Origin of the sequence: Solimonas terrae, assembly GCF_011067135.1 — a bacterium.
GTDB lineage: Bacteria > Pseudomonadota > Gammaproteobacteria > Nevskiales > Nevskiaceae > Solimonas > Solimonas terrae.
Map to the genome: position 1 here is coordinate 1 of NZ_JAAMOW010000005.1, position 15577 is coordinate 15577.

The 15577-nt window shown below is 65.4% G+C and carries 13 protein-coding genes; 7 read left to right on the forward strand and 6 right to left on the reverse strand.

The genetic code is table 11. The features are described 5' to 3' along the window. Positions 1-142: 142 nt before the first annotated feature. The 4 genes from G7Y85_RS10340 to G7Y85_RS10355 form a co-directional block, all read right to left on the reverse strand. Positions 143-739, reverse strand: a complete 597-nt coding sequence (locus tag G7Y85_RS10340; RefSeq protein ID WP_166256035.1) for a hypothetical protein — start codon at positions 737-739, stop codon at positions 143-145. 329 nt (positions 740-1068) lie between these two features. Further along, positions 1069-2250, reverse strand: coding sequence for a BaiN/RdsA family NAD(P)/FAD-dependent oxidoreductase (locus G7Y85_RS10345; RefSeq protein WP_366514945.1), 1182 nt, complete (start codon positions 2248-2250; stop codon positions 1069-1071). A gap of 31 nt (positions 2251-2281) precedes the next feature. After that, positions 2282-4318 (reverse strand): DEAD/DEAH box helicase, encoded by a 2037-nt coding sequence (locus G7Y85_RS10350; RefSeq protein ID WP_166256038.1) that lies wholly within the window; start codon positions 4316-4318, stop codon positions 2282-2284. Positions 4319-4422: 104 nt separating this feature from the next. Next, complete coding sequence (locus G7Y85_RS10355; protein WP_166256041.1) at positions 4423-5145, reverse strand: pseudouridine synthase; 723 nt, start codon at positions 5143-5145, stop codon at positions 4423-4425. A gap of 149 nt (positions 5146-5294) precedes the next feature. Here G7Y85_RS10355 and G7Y85_RS10360 point away from each other — a divergent pair, with 149 nt between their 5' ends. After that, entirely contained in the window at positions 5295-6353 is a 1059-nt protein-coding gene (locus tag G7Y85_RS10360; protein WP_166256044.1) for a lysylphosphatidylglycerol synthase domain-containing protein, read from the forward strand. Here the strand turns inward: G7Y85_RS10360 and G7Y85_RS10365 are convergent. Further along, positions 6322-7689, reverse strand: a complete 1368-nt coding sequence (locus G7Y85_RS10365; RefSeq protein WP_166256047.1) for a cytochrome P450 — start codon at positions 7687-7689, stop codon at positions 6322-6324. The genes G7Y85_RS10360 and G7Y85_RS10365 overlap by 32 nt on opposite strands. Positions 7690-7872: 183 nt before the next feature. On the opposite strand from G7Y85_RS10365, the gene G7Y85_RS10370 reads away from it, so the two are divergent. The 4 genes from G7Y85_RS10370 to G7Y85_RS10385 all read left to right on the forward strand — a co-directional run bounded on the left by G7Y85_RS10370 (position 7873) and on the right by G7Y85_RS10385 (position 10110). Further along, the gene (locus G7Y85_RS10370; protein ID WP_166256050.1) at positions 7873-8700 is read left to right on the forward strand and encodes a DUF3014 domain-containing protein; all 828 of its coding nucleotides are present in this window, start codon (positions 7873-7875) and stop codon (positions 8698-8700) included. Next, the gene (locus G7Y85_RS10375; RefSeq protein WP_166256053.1) at positions 8697-9086 is read left to right on the forward strand and encodes a DUF6491 family protein; all 390 of its coding nucleotides are present in this window, start codon (positions 8697-8699) and stop codon (positions 9084-9086) included. Before G7Y85_RS10370 ends, G7Y85_RS10375 begins: the two co-directional genes overlap by 4 nt. Positions 9087-9164: 78 nt before the next feature. Next, positions 9165-9506 (forward strand): glycine zipper 2TM domain-containing protein, encoded by a 342-nt coding sequence (locus tag G7Y85_RS20745; RefSeq protein ID WP_166256056.1) that lies wholly within the window; start codon positions 9165-9167, stop codon positions 9504-9506. A 106-nt stretch (positions 9507-9612) separates the two neighbouring features. Beyond that, entirely contained in the window at positions 9613-10110 is a 498-nt protein-coding gene (locus G7Y85_RS10385) for a CC0125/CC1285 family lipoprotein (protein ID WP_166256059.1), read from the forward strand. A gap of 60 nt (positions 10111-10170) precedes the next feature. Here the strand turns inward: G7Y85_RS10385 and gcvA are convergent, their stop codons facing one another. Next, entirely contained in the window at positions 10171-11145 is a 975-nt protein-coding gene (gcvA, locus tag G7Y85_RS10390; RefSeq protein WP_166256062.1) for a transcriptional regulator GcvA, read from the reverse strand. A gap of 214 nt (positions 11146-11359) precedes the next feature. On the opposite strand from gcvA, the gene G7Y85_RS10395 reads away from it, so the two are divergent. Together G7Y85_RS10395 and G7Y85_RS10400 are read left to right on the forward strand one after the other, a co-directional pair. After that, entirely contained in the window at positions 11360-14680 is a 3321-nt protein-coding gene (locus G7Y85_RS10395; RefSeq protein WP_166256065.1) for a transglutaminase family protein, read from the forward strand. An 89-nt stretch (positions 14681-14769) separates the two neighbouring features. After that, positions 14770-15549, forward strand: coding sequence for a proteasome-type protease (locus tag G7Y85_RS10400; RefSeq protein WP_166256068.1), 780 nt, complete (start codon positions 14770-14772; stop codon positions 15547-15549). Positions 15550-15577: the final 28 nt, after the last annotated feature.

Sequence of the window (15577 nt, forward strand, 5' to 3'; positions counted from 1 at the left end):
ATGGACTTCTCCCGAAGATGTGGTGTCCTCGGAAGATAAAAAGTCCATGCACACGCCGTTTACATCACAGCCTACCTCCTACATCGCTGAAATCAATGGCTGTTTTGTGGGGATAGGTCAGACTCCGACCCCTATCTTTTCCCTATTGTCCAAGTGGACTGCATTCGACGTTTTGCACCAGAAGCCCCGCCCACGTAGCGCTACCGGAGACTCGAATGACATCGTTCGTGCAAGGAAGAAAAGTGAGCTTGGCGGTCGGATATGAAAAGTCATCAACGTGCCCATTGACGTCGATCTTTACCCACTTTCGCGACGTTGTTTTCGACGAAAAATCACGAATCCCATACGTGTGGACATCAATGTATTTTGCCTCTGAAGGCAATATCGTCGACAGGAACACGGCGGATTTTTGAATTCCGGCATCTCCGCCAAGCCAACCGATAGCGTAAAAGAAAATGGCAAACAAAAGAACATATAAAAATGCCTTAACGCGTCCAAACTTTTCAAAAAGAATGACTATCCTTCTTCGCCGCGAAGGATCACTCGCTCCTCTATGAAATGTCAGAGCCAGAATCCATCCCAAAGCCAGCAGCGCAGGAATCCAATAGGCTGTTATTTCATGTACAGCATTCGAAGGAATAAATGGTATGCGCCCCCCGAGATTTAATCCCACCATCCCCAGGACCAAAATGACGATGAAATAGGCAGCGAAACAAAGGGAGGCAAAGCTGTCTTTCATTTTTGGCCATCCTGCGATTTCATTGGAGGCGACAAAAGCAACGAGCGAATGGTCAATAATAGGGCGACAATAATAGGGGACAGACCACGATATACGCTCGCCCTATTCGATCCATTCCCCTGATTCTGACGCCTGAGCCCGCACTGGCTACCCGGGCCTTACCTCCGACGACACGACGACCGAGCACCTGAGCGATCTGCTCCGTAAATCGTTCGTTGCCCAGAACGCAGTTACCGTTGGTGGCTGATCCGACGATCGGAATTCCCCAACGCATTGCCAAATGTATCCGTAGCGGCTCGGATACCTGCAGAAATCCGGGACGGATCGGTTCAGGCGACTTCACCAGCGGCATGCGCCGAGGACCAGGCCCACTGGAAGTTGTAGCCGCCGAGCCAGCCGGTGACATCGACGACCTCGCCGACGAAGTACAGCCCCGGCTGCTTGCGCGATTCCATGGTGCTCGACGACAGCTCATGTGTGTCGACGCCGCCGAGCGTGACCTCGGCCGTGCGATAGCCCTCGGTGCCGCTGGCGGTGATCGGCCAGTCGTGCAGGCGTTCGGCGATCTCGCGCAGCTCGGCAGGCCGGTACTGCCGCAGCGGCCGGCTCCCGAGCCAGCGCTCACACAGACGCTGCGCAAAGCGGCTGACGAACACTTCACTGAGCACGGTACGCAGTTCGGCATTCGGCCGTGCGGCCTGTTGTGCCAGCAGGTAGTCGTACGCGTCGAGATCCGGCAGCCAGTCGATACGCAGATCGTCCTTCGGCTGCCAGTACGAGGAGATCTGCAGGATCGCCGGTCCGGACAGGCCGCGATGCGTCAGCAGCAAGCCGGCGCGGAACGCCTGACCGCTGCAGCGGGCCTCGGCCGGCAGCGCGATGCCTGACAGGTCCGCGTAGTCGTCGAGATGGGTGCCGGCGAGTGTCAGCGGCACGAGGCCGGCGCGCGTCGGCTGCACGGTGTGGCCGAACTGGCGGGCCAGCTGATAGCCGTAACCGCTCGCGCCCATGCTCGGGATCGACAGGCCGCCGCTGGCGACCACCAGCGAATGTGCGTTCAGGGTGCCGAGCGCGGTGGTCGCCAGACGAAAGCCGTCGTCCGATTTCTCGACGCGCTCGATGATGCAGTTGACCTCGATCCGCACGCCGGCGGCCGTGCATTCGTCGAGCAGCATGCGCACGATCTGTTTCGACGATTCGTCGCAGAACAGCTGGCCGAGTTCCTTTTCGTGCCAGGCGATGCCGTGCTTGTCGACCAGCGCAATGAAATCCCACTGCGTGTAGCGCGCCAGGGCCGACTTGCAGAAATGCGGATTCGCCGAGAGATAGTTTCCGGCGCCGACATGCAGATTGGTGAAATTGCAGCGGCCGCCGCCGGACATCAGGATTTTCTTGCCGACACGATTGGCGCTTTCGATCACCAGCACGCGCCGGCCGCGGGCACCGGCCGTTGCCGCGCACATCAGGCCGGCGGCGCCGCCGCCGACGATGATCACGTCGAATTGCTGCACGGTTCAGGCGCTGCCGATGGTGCGCCGCGTCTCAGAAGCGCGGCTTGCCCTTGGCCGGCGGCTTGCCGAAATGCGGTTTGCCGCCGCCGTGCGCGGGCTTGCCGCCGGGGCGCGGTCCCGGACGGCCGTCGAACTTGCGTGGGCCATCGCTCTTGGTGCCGGCGAACCTGCCCTTGGGCGCGAATTCGCGCGGCTTGCCGAAGTCGCGTTTCGCGGCCGGCACGCGCGACACCGAACCGCTCGTGTCCGACTCGGCGAGACGGCTGATCTGCAGCTGCTGACCGCAGACCCAGACTTTCTGCAGGTCGCGGAAGATTTTCTTCGGCATGCCTTCCGGCAGATCGATCAGGCTGTAGTCGTCGTGAATGTCGACGCGGCCGATGTGCTCGCTGTCGAGGCCGGCTTCGTTGGCGATCGCGCCGACGATATTGCCGGGCTTGACGTTGTGCGCGTGGCCGACGGCGATGCGATAAGTCTCCATGCCGGCTTCCGGTGCACTGCGGGGGCGCGGTGCGCGTGCGGGCCGCTCGCTGCGCTCGGGGCGCTCCGTCATCGCGGCGCGTGCGCTTGCCGGCCGCTCGAAGCTCGCCGGTCGCGGCTGCTCGGCATAGGCATCGCGCGTCGGCCGTTCGTCGCGCCCGGCGCGCGGTGGCGGCTGCGAACGCGATTCGCTGGCAAACGGATTGGTGCCCGGCCGCGCCTTGTCGCGCATCTCGCCGGCATGCGTCTTGTGCTTGTCGGCCGTCAGCAGCAGCGGCGTCTCGCCCTGCGCCAGGCGGCCGAGCGCGGCGGCGATGTCGACGGCGCTGATGCCGTGCTCCTGCTCGTAGGCCCTCACGAGCGCGCGGAACGGCTCCAGGCTGCCGTCGTCGGCAAGCGCTTCGGTGATCTTCTGCTTGAAGCGCGCCAGGCGCTGTTCGTTGACCGAGTCGACGCTGGGCAACTCCATCGGCGTCACCGGCTGGCGGGTGACGCGTTCGATCAGGCGCAGCAGGTGGCGTTCGCGCGGCGCGACGAACAGAATCGCTTCGCCGGAGCGGCCGGCGCGGCCGGTGCGGCCGATGCGGTGCACATACGATTCCGGATCGGTCGGGATGTCGTAATTGACGACATGGCCGACGCGCTCGACGTCGATGCCGCGCGCCGCGATGTCGGTCGCCACGACGATGTCGATCTCGCTGTTCTTGAGCTTGGCGATCACGCGCTCGCGCGATTTCTGTTCCATGTCGCCGTTCAGCGCGGTGGCATTGAAGCCGCGCGCCGACAGCTTGTCGGCCAGCTCGACGGTTTCCGCCTTGGTGCGCACGAAGATCAGCATGCCGTCGAAGGTCTCGGCTTCGAGGATGCGCGTCAGCGCGTCGAGCTTGTGCATGCCGGCGACCAGCCAGTAGCGCTGGCGAACATTGGTCGCGGTCGTGGTCCTGGCGGCGATGCGGACTTCGACGGGCTCCTGAAGATAGGTTTGCGCGATGCGCCTGATCGGCGGCGGCATGGTCGCCGAGAACAGCGCGACCTGGCGCGAGTCCGGCGTGCTCTTGAGGATGGTTTCGATGTCCTCGATGAACCCCATCTTCAGCATCTCGTCGGCTTCATCCAGCACCAGATAGCGGATGCCGGAGAGGTCGAGCGTGCCGCGCTTGAGATGGTCGAGCACGCGACCCGGCGTGCCGACCACGACATGCACGCCGCGGCGCAGCGCCGCCAGCTGCGGGCCGTAGGCCTGGCCGCCGTAGATCGGCAGCACATGGAAGCCACGCCGGTGCGAGGCGTAACGATGGAAGGCTTCGGCAACCTGGATCGCCAGCTCGCGCGTCGGCGCCAGCACCAGCGCCTGCGGCGGGCGATTGCTGAGTTCGAGACGCGAGAGAATCGGCAGCGCGAACGCGGCGGTCTTGCCGGTACCGGTCTGCGCCTGGCCGAGCACGTCGCGGCCGTCGAGCAGGTGCGGGATGGTCTGCGCCTGGATCGGCGACGGCGTTTCGTAGCCGACGGACTCCAGCGCGGCCAGAACTTCGGGACTCAGGGCCAGATCGCGGAAGCTCAGGGAGACAACGGGTTCGTCGGACATCGGGATACCTCGGTAGGCCGCAAGCGGTCTTGCGCGCCGGCAGCGCAGGGCCTGCCGAAAAGGGGCGCGATTCTACTCGTTTGTGCCGGCGGCGACCGGCGCCATCACCAGATCGTGCGCTGTGGCAGCAATCCGTGCAATTCGGCATCGCTGAGATCGCGCCACTGGCCCGGCCTCAGCGACCCCAGCGTGAGGCCGATGATCCGCACCCGCTGCAGGCGACGCACCTTGCATCCGTAGACCTCGCACATGCGGCGGATCTGCCGATTCAGACCCTGCGTCAGGACGATGCGAAAGCTGTTGCTGCCGAGCTTGCTGACCGTGCAGGGTTTGGTGGTCGCGTCGAGCCCCGGCAGATAGAGGCCGGCCGACATCCCGGCGACGAACGCGCTGCTGACCGGCCGGTCGATCGTCACGATGTATTCCTTCTCGTGTTCGTTTTCGGAACGCAGGATCTCGTTGACGATGTCGCCGTTGCTGGTCAGCAGGATCAGGCCTTCGGAATCCTTGTCGAGGCGGCCGATGGGGAAGATGCGTTCGCGATGGCCGACGAAGTCGATGATGTTGCCGGCGATGTGGCGCTCGGTGGTGCAGGTGATGCCGACCGGCTTGTTCAGCGCGATGTAGACGCGTCGCGTGACATGGGCGGCTTCGCGTGTGCGGCCGGCGACGAGCTTGCCATCCACATGCACCTCGTCGCCTTCGCCGACCTGCGTGCCGAGCTCGATCGGTCGGCCGTTGATCGTCACGCGGCCGGCGGCGATCAGGGCATCGGCTTCACGCCGCGAGCACAGACCGGTTTCGCTGATGTATTTGTTGAGGCGCATGACAAGCCGCGATGCTAAGGCGCCGGCGGTGCGCCTGCCAGTGGGTTTCAGCCGGGATTCACGGCCCGCTGCCAGCATGACCGGCAGGCACGACGCATCGGTCGATGCCGGTTTCGCCGCTTTCCGCGGTGAATGCGAACTCTCGTTGAATGGCAGCGAATCGTATGGAAGCGGGCGCGCAACAGGCACGGCACAAACGCCCCTGGCTGAAATGGCTGAATCGTGCAGTGACGGTCGGGTTCATTGCGCTGGTCGCGTGGCTGATTGCTTCGCGCGCCGGCTCGGTCGACTGGCACAAGGTGCTGCAGTCCTTGCGTGAGATGCCGAACGGGCGGCTGGCGCTGGCGGCGGCATTCGCTGCGGCGAGCTACGCGATCTACGCCTGCTTCGACTGGTTTGCGCGCATTTACACGACGCAGGTGCCGAAGCTGCGGCAGTTCGAGATCGCGCTGGTCAGTTATGCCTTCAACCTCAATCTCGGCGCGCTGATCGGCAGCGTCGGCTTTCGTTATCGCCTGTACTCGCGCTCAGGCGTCGACGCCAGGAACATCGCGCGTATCGTCGCGACCAGCATGGTGACCAACTGGAGCGGCTACTTCCTGCTCGGCGGCATCGTGTTCGCGTGTCGTTGCGTGGCACTTCCGCAAGGCTGGGAAATCGGCGCCGTCGGCCTGCAGCTGATCGGCGGCGCGATGCTGCTGCTGGTCGCTGCGTACCTGCTGTTGTGCGCGCGCTCGCACGGCAAAGTCTGGACGTTCCGCAAGACCGAGTTCAGCCTGCCGTCGCTGCGCATCGCCTGTGGCCAGATCGTGGCCTCGTCGCTGAACTGGCTGGCGATCGCGGCGACGATCCGGGTCCTGCTGCCGGATTCGGTCGGCTTCGGCGCGGTGCTCGCGGTGTTCCTGCTCAGCAGCGTTGCCGGCGCGATGACGCATGTGCCGGGCGGGCTCGGCGTGCTGGAGGCGGTGTTCATCGCGTTGCTCGGCGGGGACGTCGCGGCACATCGCCTGCTCGCCGCGCTGCTGGCGTTTCGCGCGTTCTACTATCTCGGCCCGCTGGTGATCGCGATCGGCCTGTACGTCTGGATCGAGTGGCGCGGTCGTCGCGGCGGCGCGCGCAAGCGTCGCCAGGCGCATGCCGATGCGCGGCGCGGCCAGGCCGCGCCCCGGACGCGACTCAGTGACGAAGCCCTTTCACGCGCACCTTGAAATCCATCGCCGGACCCGGCGTCGGTGCGGTCTTGGTCTTCAGCTTGTAGTTCGGCGTCTCGAGCTCGAGGTCGAGCTTGTAGAACAGGCGCGCCATCGACAATGCGATCTGGATTTCCGCGAGGCTCTTGCCGAGACAGGTATGCGGACCGCGGCCGTACGGCGAATAGACACCGGGCTGCATGTGTTCGGCGCGCGGTTTGGCGTAGCGGTCGATGTCGAACTTTTCCGGATGCGGCCAGTACTCGCCCATGAAGTGCGGCACCGAGGTGCCGACGTAGATCATCTCGCCTTCGTGAATCTGATGGCCTTCGAACAGGAAATCCTTGGTCGCCGTGCGCATCTGCGCGACCGCGATCGGATACAGGCGCATGGTTTCCATGATCGCGCCCTGCAGCGACGGAATGCGCTTGAGCAGATCTTCCTCCTCGATCGTGCCGCCGGCGAACAGCGCGTCGACTTCCTCGTGCACGCGCTTGAGCACGTCCGGGTGCTTGAGCACCGTGTAGGTGATCGCCGCCGTGGTGTTGGCGACGGTATCGAGGCCGGCGACGTACGGCCCGGTCAGCGACACGATCAGGTCGCTGGCGGGCATCACGTCCGGCGTCTCGATGTGCGCCGCCATGATGTCGTCGATCAGGTTGCGGTCTTCCGGCCTGGTTGTCGCGTAACGTGCCTTGGCCTCGGCGATCATCTTGTAGCCGAGCTCGAACACGCGCGCCTTGGCTTTCTTGTAGACCGGCCGCTTGAGCAGGATCTTCGGCCGCTGCCGCGTCACCAGCACGTTGAGGATGTGCAGGATGGTCGTGCGGATGTCCTTGACGTATTCCAGCGGCGCCGCGCCGGTGAGGATGGTGCCGAGCTGGTCGACGACCATGTACTGCATGCCTTCGACCACCGGCACCAGCTGGCCGACCTTCCAGTCGCGCGTGAAGCAGCGATCGGTGATCTCGATCAGCTCGTTGTAGCGGCCCTTGATCGATTCCTTCGAATAGCCGCTGCGCATGACGTCGCGCAGCTGCTTGTGGGTTTCGCCGTCCTCGCCGGTCAGCGTGCGCGTCGCGCCGTATTCGCCGACCAGGCCTTCCCAGAACTGCTTCGAGCGCAGGCATTCCTTGCCTTCGCGCGTGCCCATGAAGGTCGCCGCCTCGACGCCGGCGATCAGCACGTATTTCTGGCCGAGGATGCTGAGTCGCACCACCGGTCCGTACTGGCGATAGCAATCGACGAAGAACTGTGCCGGGCCTTTCACCATGCCGAACAGGCTGCCGACGAAAGGCAGCCCGCGAATGGTCGGCGTTTCACGCGGTGCGAGCGTCTGGGTTGCGGCGGTCACGGTGATCCTTGGCAGTCTGGCGGGCGCGGGCAAACGGAATCGGCCCCGGGATGACCGGCTTTTTAGCAGAGGCAGACCGGCGCGGACTCATCCGAGCGGGGGAGGTGAGCGCCACCCGAGGGGCGACGTGAGCGCACAAGCGTGGGAAACTGCGGCGATCGGACACCTTCGGGAGCGACAGGGATGAACAGATTCGTGGGATTCGTGGTCGGCCTGCTGGTCCTGGCCGGTATTGCCGTCATCGCCTGGTATCACTACGGCCCGCCGTCGGAAGCACCAGTGGCGGCGCCCGTCGCTGCCGCCGCTGCGCCGGCCGAGTCGAACCCGCCGAGCGAGCCGGAATATCGCGTGCCGGACGAAGCGGCCACTGGCGACGCGGGTACGGCGCCGATGCCCGCGCTGGCCGACAGCGACAGTGCCGTGTGGGGCGAAATGGAAGATCTGGCGGGCAAGGAGCCGGTCGAAGCCCTGCTGATTCCGACGCAGATCATTCGTCGCTGGGTCGCGTTCGTCGACAGCCTCGATCGTGACGGCCTGCCGGTGGCGCAAAGGCCGGTCAAACGGGTGCCGGGCTGGCCGCAGGTGAAGGACGACAACGAGGACCTGGTGCTCGACGACGCGAACGCCAGGCGCTATGACGACTATCTGGCAGTCGTCAAGGCCGTCAACGCCAAGCGCTTCGTCGCGTTCTATTTCCGCTACTACCCCTTGTTCCAGCGCGCCTACGAGGAACTGGGTTATGGCGGCCGCTACTTCAACACGCGTCTGCTGCACGTCATCGACGATCTGCTGGCGGCACCGATCGTCAGCGGGCCGATCAAGCTCGTGCGGCCGAACGTGATGTACAAATTCGCCGACCCGGAACTGGAATCCCTGTCGTTCGGTCAAAAGACCCTGATCCGCCTCGGCCCGGACGGCGAGCAGCTGGTCAAGGACAAGTTGCGCGCGATCCGCACCGAGATCGTCGCGCGTGCCAAACAGCCGGGCAGCCCGAAGGAGGGCACGCCATGAAGCGCGTATCGATGCTGGTGCTGATCGCGGCGCTCTCGGCCTGTGCGAGCAAGCCGACCGCTCCGCAGCCGGAAACCCTGGATCAGAAGCTGGCGAAGCAGGGCTACAAGCTCGGCGACGAGGTCGATCATATCCAGCGCTGGAACGTCGACGGCTGGGGCCGCATCGACGACCTGCACGTGGTCTTCAATGCCGGACCCTCGCGCGACTATCTGGTCACCGTGCTGGGGCCGTGCAACGGCATCGCCACCGCGACCACGATCGGCTTCACGGAGACGGCACAACAGGTGACCAAGTTCGACAAGCTGATCGTGCGTGACATCGGATTCACCGACCAGTGCCCGATCGAATCGCTGCACGAGCTCAAGCGCGTGAAGAAGAGCTGAGCCGGCGCCGGCCGGGATTCACAGGCAATTCAGTCGCTGCCCCTACCGTGGAGATTCGTCCATGGTCAGGAGACGATCATGAAACTGCGGATTCCATGTTGTGCGGCGCTGGCCGTGGCAACGTTCACGGCGCCGGCTTTCGCCGATGTCTACACCAATGCCGACGGTCAGCGCGTCGAATGCCACGACGAGCAGATCGTGACCCGGCAAGGCGATCACCCGATCGCGGCGCCGGTGCTCGGCGCCATCGCCGGTGGCGTGATCGGCCATCAGTTCGGCGGCGGCCACGGTCAGGACATCGCCACCGGTGCGGGCGCGGTCGGTGGCGCGGCGCTCGGCAAGCGCTACAACGACAACAATGCGCGGGAACAGGTCACGACGCGGCAGGTCTGCACGCCGCTCGATGATCGACAGCACTGAGCCGCTGCACCAAATTGAGGCGATGGCGGCGCTTTACCGTGCAGCTCCGATATATTGGCGGTATGGGTCTTGAGTGCCGACGCGGTGGGCTTCCGGGAGCATGATGATGAAAAGGCGGGATTTTCTTGCGGTGCTTGCGACCGTCATGCTGGCGGCCTGCGCGACCACGACGCCGTATCAGCCCATCCACGATGGCTATGGCTACCAGGATCAGCGCATCGAGGCCAACCGTTTCCGTGTCACGTTCACGGGCAGTAGCGCAACACCGCGGCAGACCGTCGAGAACTATCTGCTTTATCACGCTGCCGAGTTGACCCTGAACAGCGGCAATGACTACTTCGTCATCACCCAGAGTTCGACCAGCGCCAACGGCAAGGGCGGTCCAGGCCTGAGCCTGGGCTTCGGCGGTGTCAGCTTCGGCTCGCATTCCGGGCTGGGGCTTGGCGTCGGCACCAGCACCGGCGGCGATCAGGTCGAATACAGCGCCCAGGCCGAGATCGTCACCTACAAGGGCAAGAAGCCGGATGACAATCCCCAGGCCTTCGACGCGCGCGAGGTGAAGCAGAATCTCGACGCGAAAATCATGCGGCCCGCGTCGCCCTGAAAACAAGCTTCGCGCCGTCCTCGTCCGGCGTTCCGGGCGCAGCTGCCTGTGCGGCGGCTGCTAGCCGCCGTCGTCCGCCGACGGCAAGGGTTGCGCCCAGGGTTCGCTGTGCGCTTCGGAGAGAATCCAGTCGCAGAATGCCTTGATCGACGGTTCGCGCTCGGCGCTGGCGGCATGCACCAGGTAGTAGGACGCACCGGTCGGCAGGCTCAGCGCGAACGGGGCGACGAGACTGCCCTCGGCGATTTCCTCGCTGGCCATGATCGGAATGCCGAGCACCACGCCGAGCCCGTCTGCCGCCGCCTGCATGGCCAGCGTCACGTGATTGAACGTCGGCCCGCGCCGCGTGTTGACGCCGCGCACGCCGGCGGCCTTCAGCCACGACACCCAGTTCGGCCGGCCGACATCCATCATCGCGATGTCGCTTTCGTAATGCAGCAGCGTGTGGTTGCGCAGATCGTCGGGCGTGCGCAGCGCGTTCGGCCCTTCGAGCAGGCGCGGGCTGCACATCGGCAGCGAATACGAGGTGAACAGCTTGTGCGTGACGTAGCCCGGATAGTCGCCGTCACCGAAACGGATTGCGACATCGCCGCCGTCGAGCAGATTGCCGGCCTGATCGTGTTCGCCGCGCGAGCGGTCGACCAGCGACTGCCGTGCCGAGATGCGCAGATCGACGTCGGCGTGGCGATCGCGAAAGTGGGCGAGTTTCGGAATCAGCCACTTGGTCGCCAGTGCCGGCGGCACGGTGACGATGACGCGGCCGGCGTGCGCGAGTTGCTGCGCGGCCGCCACCGCTTCGGCGAGCTGATCGAAGGCCGCTGTCAGCTTCGGCAGACAGGCTTCGCCGGCCGGCGTCAGGGTAATGCGGCGCGGCATGCGCTTGAACAGCATCACGCCCAGGTATTCTTCCAGCCCCTTGACCTGATGGCTGATCGCTGCCGGCGTGACGTGCAGCTCCTGCGCCGCCTTGTGGACGCTGCTGTGGCGGGCCGCCGCTTCGAAGGCTCGAAGCGCGTTGAGTGGAGGCAGACGCATGGGCGCAACAGCGACGGGCGAGAATGTGACGAAAAAGACGTGCAGGTGACGCGAGTCTGACGCAAGCTTCGCGCCGCCACCGGGTGAAGCTTCATGATGACCGATGCGCCGCGCACTGCAAAGACCGCTTTTCCCTCAGGGACCGGTCCGGACGTGCGCTGCTTCACCTGTGGCATTGCTTTTGCCTTCGAGTATCGCCGACCCAGAGTCCAACATGTCGATCCACGCTGCGCTATATCACCGCACGGCTTACCGCTACGACCGGAGCGTCACGCTCTCTCCGCAGCTGATCCGTTTGCGCCCCGCGCCGCATTCGCGCACGCAGGTACTCAGCTATTCGCTGACCGTCGAGCCCGAGCCGCACTTCCTGAACTGGCAGCAGGACCCGTTCGGCAACTGGCAGGCACGCGTGGTGTTTCCGGAGAAGGTCGATTCGTTCACCGTCACGGTCGACATCGTCGCCAATCTGGCGGTCATCAACCCTTTCGATTTCTTCGTCGAGAGCTATGCCGAGTCGTTTCCGTTCGAGTACGAAGCGGCGCTGGCCGACGATCTGCGCGCCTATCTCAAGCCGGAACCGGCCGGCCCGCTGCTGCAGGCCTATCTGGACACGATTCCGCGTGAAGCCGAGCGCAGCGTCGATTTCATCGCCACGCTGAATCGCGAGCTGCAGCAGAAGATCGGCTATCTGATCCGCATGGAACCCGGCGTGCAGACGCCGGAGCAGACGCTGTCGCTGGCGTCCGGCTCCTGCCGGGATTCGTCCTGGCTGCTGGTGCAACTGCTGCGCCACCTCGGGCTGGCCGCGCGCTTCGTGTCCGGGTACCTGATCCAGCTCAAGGCGGACGTCAAGCCGCTGGAGGGTCCGTCGGGGACGGAGCAGGACTTCACCGATCTGCATGCCTGGGCCGAGGTCTATCTGCCGGGCGCCGGCTGGATCGGTCTGGATCCGACCTCGGGTCTGTTTGCCGGCGAAGGCCACATTCCCCTGAGTGCGACGCCCGAGCCGTCATCGGCCGCGCCGATCAGCGGTCTGGTCGAGGAATCCGAGGTCGAGTTCGGCCACGAGATGCGGGTGTCGCGCGTGTTCGAGACGCCGCGCGTCACCAAGCCGTACAGCGAAGCGCAGTGGCAGGCGGTTGACGCCCTCGGCGAACTGGTCGATCGGCAGCTGCGCGCCGACGATGTGCGCCTGACGATGGGCGGTGAGCCGACCTTCGTCGCCGTCGACGATCCGCAGGGCGAGGAATGGAATACCTCGGCGGTCGGGCCGACCAAATCCAACCGTGCCTACGATCTGGCGCTGCGCCTGCGCGAGCACTATGCGCCCCAGGGTCTGCTGACCTACGGGCAGGGCAAGTGGTATCCGGGTGAATCGCTGCCGCGCTGGGTCTACACGCTGTACTGGCGGCGCGACCAGCAGCCGATGTGGCGGGCGCCGGTCGTGCGCCCCGACCCGGCCAGGCCGCCGACCCTGCAGCAGGCCCGCGCGTTCCTGCTGGGCCTGACCGTGCGCCTCGAAATCGACAGCCGCAACATCATCGATGCCTACGAGGATGCGCTGCATTACATGGTTCGCGAGCGCAAGCTGCCGATCAATCTCGACCCGACCGACAACCGGCTCAAGGATCCGGAAGAGCGCGCGCGCCTGACACAGGTGTTCGAGCGCGGGCTCGGCACGCCGCGCGGCTATGCCTTGCCGATCCAGCGCTGGCAGGCGGCTGCGCGCTGGATGAGCGAACGCTGGTTGCTGCGCACCGGCAAGTTGTTCCTGATGCCGGGCGATTCGCCGATCGGTCTGCGCCTGCCGCTGGAATCCTTGCCTGATGTGCCCGGCGCGCCGGTGCCGGTCAGCTATCCGGCCGATCCGACCGCACTCGCGGCGAGCCTGCCGGTCAGCGATCCGCGCCGCCAGCCGTTCCTGCAGATGCGCGGCCAGCATCTGCGTCGGCCGGCAATCGGCAGCCAGGTCTGGCGTACCGAACAGCCGCCGCGGCGCAGCGGCGGCAGCCGCTACCTGAATGGCGTCAATGTCCGCACGGCGCTGACGGTCGAACCGCGCGACGGCTGGATCACGGTCTTTCTGCCGCCGGTCAGCCGCACCGAGGACTTCCTCGACCTGATCGCCGCGATCGAGGACGTCAGCGCCGAGACCGGTCTGCCCGTGCGCATCGAAGGCTATTCACCGCCGAACGATCCGCGGCTGGAGATTCTCAAGATCACGCCGGACCCGGGCGTGATCGAAGTCAACGTGCAGCCGGCGCGCTCGTGGAGCGAACTGCGCGACAACACGACGACCCTGTACGACGCGGCCTTCCGTTCGCGTTTGTCGACCGAGAAATTCCTGATCGACGGCCGCGCGGTCGGCACCGGCGGCGGCAACCATGTCGTGGTCGGCGGCGCGACGACTTCCGACTCGCCGTTCCTGCGCCGCCCGGACGTGCTCGGCAGCATCATTCGCTACTGGCAGAACCACCCGGCGCTGTCGTATCTGTTCTCCGGCCTGTTCATCGGCCCGACCTCGCAGCATCCACGCGTCGACGAAGCGCGCGACACGCAGATCTACGAACTCGAACTGGCCCTTTCGCAACTGCCGCCGAAAGGCACCCCGGCGCCGCTCTGGCTGGTCGATCGCACGCTGCGCAACCTGCTGGTCGATCTCACCGGCAACACGCATCGTGCCGAGATCTGCATCGACAAGCTGTACTCGCCGGACAGCCCCACCGGGCGCCTCGGCCTCGTCGAATTCCGCGGTTTCGAGATGCCGCCGCACGCGCGCATGAGTCTGGTCCAGCAGCTGCTGGTGCGTTCGCTGATCGCCTGGTTCTGGCGCGAGCCCTACACGCGGCCGCTGCTGCGCTGGGGCACCGAACTGCAGGACCGCTGGATGCTGCCGCACGACAACTGGCGCGACCTCGGCGAGATCGTCGCCGACCTCAATCGCGCCGGCTTCGCGTTCGAGCAGGACTGGTTCGCACCACACTACGAATTCCGCTTTCCGCGCCATGGTGCGATCCAGTACGAGGACATCGAAATCGAACTGCGGCATGCGCTGGAGCCCTGGCCGGTGCTCGGCGAGGAGCCCGGCGCCGGCGGCACCACGCGTTTCGTCGATTCGTCCCTGGAACGCCTGCAGATCAAGGCGCGCAATCTCGTGCCGGGCCGCCACACGGTGAGCTGCAACGGTCGCGAACTGCCGCTGCGGGCCACCGGCGTGCGCGGCGAGTATGTCGCCGGCGTGCGTTATCGCGCCTGGAAGCCATACGCCTGCCTGCATCCGACGATCGGCACGCATACGCCGCTGACCTTCGATCTCTACGATCGCTGGAGTGCGCGCGCGCTGGCCGGCTGCACCTATCACGTCGCGCATCCGGCCGGCCGCAATTACGACACGTTTCCGGTCAATGCCTTCGAGGCGGAGGCGCGTCGCATCGCCCGTTTCGAGGCGGTCGGCCATACGCCGGACGGCTATGCGCTGCGGGCCGAGACGCCGAACGTCGATTTCCCGTGCACGCTCGATCTGCGCCGTACGTGAAGCGGAAACGCGCAGGCGGACAAGGCAATTCCCGTGCAGCAACTTCTTTGCGGTTTCCCTAAAATGGCGCCCCCGAACGGGTGGGACTCATGACGTACTGCTGTGCCATCAAGGTCAACGAAGGTCTGGTGTTCGCCGGCGACACGCGAACCAGTGCCGGCGTCGACGACGTGCGGACCTACAACAAGGTCCATGTCCTGGAGTTTCCGGGCGATCGCATTTTCGTGCTGCTGTCCGCCGGCAATCTGGCGACGACGCAGGCGGTGCTCGCACAGATCCGTCGCGATCTCGAAGAGCCGGTCGTGCCGATGAGCCTGCGCCTGGCGCGCTACATGTACGACGCCGCCGAATACATCGGCAAGCTGTCGGTCAACGCGCAGAACACGATCACGCCGCCTGCACAGCTCAGCAGCGTCGACCTGCGCACGACCTTCATCCTCGGTGGCCAGATCCAGGGCGAAGAGCCGAGCATCTACATGATCTATCCGGAAGGCAATTGCATTGCCTCGTCGCCGGAGACGCCGTTCCTGCAGATCGGCGAGCACAAGTACGGCAAGCCGATTCTCGATCGCGTGATCGGCCCCAACCTCAGTCTCGAGGATGCAGCGCGCTGTGCGCTGGTGTCGATCGACTCGACGCTGCGCTCCAACATCTCGGTGGGGCCGCCGCTCGATCTGGCGATCGTGCCCAAGGACGCGCTGGCGGTGTCGCACAAGCTGCGGCTCGACCTCGACACGCCGTTCTTCGCGCGCCTGCGCGAATCCTGGGGGCGCCAGCTCGCGGCTTCGTTCGGCAATCTGCCGAAATTCGACTGGGAATCGCCGCCGGCGCAGGGCAGCCTGCTCGGCGATCGGCCGCCCGGCAGCTGAGACGCGGCCGCCGAGCGGTGTCAGCGTC